Origin of the sequence: [Scytonema hofmanni] UTEX 2349, from assembly GCF_000582685.1 — a bacterium.
GTDB classification, from domain to species: domain Bacteria; phylum Cyanobacteriota; class Cyanobacteriia; order Cyanobacteriales; family Nostocaceae; genus Hassallia; species Hassallia hofmanni.
In genome coordinates this window covers 96,810-99,416 of sequence record NZ_KK073764.1, presented here as the reverse complement: position 1 = coordinate 99,416, position 2,607 = coordinate 96,810, and the positions used below count along the sequence as shown (strand labels likewise).

Sequence of the window (2,607 nt, the reverse complement as noted above, 5' to 3'; positions counted from 1 at the left end):
CATGTTCATTCCCACTATATTGTCTTCGTACTATTTCTATTTCTTCAGAAAATCTTTTATCTACAACTGTGTCATCAAATATAATATAAGCATCCTCATCAGTCACAATCAGATTTTTCACGTTATCCCAAAGTAGACGAGGAGTTAACTTTTCATTCCCTTAAATAATAATTAATTCTATCATGACTAACATCTTCTAAGTGTTCTGCTAAATTAGTAATTGTATAGTTAATCTGACTACTAAGTAGATATTGACAATAATCTAGTTTCGTAAATCTCATATAAAATTATCAAGCAGCACTTATTAGATGTTTATTATTATCACACCTTAGCTAGTATAATAATATTTTTATTACTTATGATATTTGTAGTTAAGATTTGCGTTTTAAATATTGACAACTTGGTTGATACCGAAGGTGTGGCTTTGCGGCACTGAGACCAATTTTACCAGTCACAGGGATTGCAAGTATAAAAATTGACTAAGACATAACTTTATTCACGAAGAGTGTGATTCAAAGTTAGATGAGGAAAGGGTTTTACAGTTTTCTATGATCAATGTTGCGGCTGTGCCGCAACGAGACTTTTGTGCCAGTTGCGTAAGTCCTGAAAGTAACAAATAATCCAATTCAGCCAGTGTCAGCAACACAAGCTGAATTAGATGGAGTTGATGAAATACTGAGTCAGGAGAGCGGTGAAGTAGTAGAAACATCATCCATAGTATTTAGTACCGAACAGAAGCAAGATTTAATCACAACCCAAGCATCAGTTTTAGGGATTGAACTATCCGAAGTAGAAGTAGCTGACTTAGCATCAACTGTTGGAGATAAATTCACAGATTATGCAGAATTTATTCGAGAAGTAACTTCAGCAATTAAAACCTATGCCGACCATCACTATGATTCTTTAGAACAAAGCATAGAAAATACTCATGAAGATTTAAAAAATCATTTTACGTATCGAGAAAGACAACTCAATCAAAAGTTTGTAGAAGGTTTAGGCAATGTGAAAACGGCACTGTCGGTGAGCCAGTCAAACCTCAAAAGAACAAAAGCTACAATCCTCTCACATCTCAAAATCAAGGGTTCATAAACTTTATTTATTGATATTGGGACTGTGTTTTTTACCCCTACTGATTCAATTGTTGTGGAGTTTCCGACCTTTGACCCCCAGCCAGCAACGACAAAGGTTAATTGAACAGGGTTTCATCTGTAAAGGACATTGCAAGGATTAATTATGAAAAACAAAGCCAAAGTCCGCGACCACATATCAGGCTACGGTAAGCAAATAACCAAAGCTACAAATCAAAAGTTTGGCATCAACAATGCTTTGATTATCAAAGCCGTAAACGGAGACGAGAAAGCCCTCAAACAGATTGGCGATATGGGCAAGCTGGGGGAGAGACTAGCTACGTCTATGCCGCTTATCCGCGATAATCTTAAAGCCTATATCGAAGGCACCACTGAATACAACACAGCCCTAGCTGACATTTATAAAAGTGGTGGTAAAGGTGCGATCGCAATTGATAAAGCTGGGGGAGAATTAGCCCTGGAGAACACCCGTTACAACAACCTGATTTCAGAGTATAAAGCTAGTTTATTCGCCAAGCTGGAAGCCGAGAATCAACGTCACGATGATGCGCTGGATGTCATCGAATTGCAGGCTTGGATAGACACACAGATGGCTACAGTTAACGCCAAAGCTAGCCTTGAATCTATTTCAAATAAGCCATTCTTAGCGCAAATGAAAGCAGACGCGGATTATGAGGATAAAAAGATTAAACACTTGCTAGAGAATGGTTCAGACAGCGATTTAAGCCTGATTCCCAAAAAGCATTACTCAACAAACCCAGTAATTAAGCTTTGGAACAATATTAGAGATATTTTCAGTTAATTAAAAAGCCTCCAGACACAATTGGAACTGGAGGTACAAATAAACAATTCATTGGTTATTTCTATGATGCCCGAATTTGAATTAGGAGAAGATACCAACCAAGAATCAAATTATCCAATCCAAGAAGATACTGCATTTACTCCCGATGAAATCGAAGCTATTAAAGCCTACAAAGATAATCTCAACCGAAAACTAAGCAAAAATCGAAGTATCTTAAAGGGATTAGAAACAAGTTTTTGGGGAATTACTTCCTACAGTTTAGCCCGATTTTTGATTCTTACCAGTGGTACTCAGGGAATAGCATTAGCAATAGCATCAATCCTCCTAATCAATCAAATAACCAATAGAGAAGTATTTGATGAAATAAATATTAATCGTAAAGATGGACAATGGTCAGCTGACAATATGGGTAAACTTATCAAATTTGGATTCTCAACCTTAGTAACTGCATTTGTAATATGGAGTGCCTTGGGTAGTTTTTTGAATATTGTTAACTCATCAAAACAAACCTACAACCAATTGCAGGATACGGTTACGGCTTTCAATAAGCTACCCGAAGACAAGCAAAATGGATTTATTATTGTAGGTGGTTTACTCGCTTTAGCTGGTATCTACACGATTATTGACTCAAAAAGAAGATGAAAGTCTACTCAGGGTTAACAGTTATCGGGGTAACAATTGCTTTATCAAGTGCGATGTATTTAAGTCAGTCGAATC

The 2,607-nt window shown here is 36.7% G+C and carries 3 protein-coding genes and 1 pseudogene; 3 read left to right on the top strand and 1 reads right to left on the bottom strand.

Annotated features, from left to right (window positions below; all coding sequences use genetic code 11):
* A pseudogene (locus tag TOL9009_RS48730) lies at positions 1-281 on the bottom strand (IS701 family transposase); the annotation flags it as partial.
* A gap of 352 nt (positions 282-633) precedes the next feature.
* Between TOL9009_RS48730 and TOL9009_RS0102725 the strand changes: the two are divergent.
* From TOL9009_RS0102725 to TOL9009_RS0102715, 3 genes are all read left to right on the top strand, one after another.
* Positions 634-1,089, top strand: coding sequence for a hypothetical protein (locus TOL9009_RS0102725; RefSeq protein ID WP_029631005.1), 456 nt, complete (start codon positions 634-636; stop codon positions 1,087-1,089).
* A gap of 144 nt (positions 1,090-1,233) precedes the next feature.
* The gene (locus TOL9009_RS0102720; protein WP_029631004.1) at positions 1,234-1,890 is read left to right on the top strand and encodes a hypothetical protein; all 657 of its coding nucleotides are present in this window, start codon (positions 1,234-1,236) and stop codon (positions 1,888-1,890) included.
* 63 nt (positions 1,891-1,953) lie between these two features.
* Positions 1,954-2,532: a hypothetical protein gene (locus TOL9009_RS0102715; RefSeq protein ID WP_190909853.1), complete on the top strand. Its 579-nt coding sequence runs from the start codon at positions 1,954-1,956 to the stop codon at positions 2,530-2,532.
* The last annotated feature ends 75 nt before the right edge of the window (positions 2,533-2,607 follow it).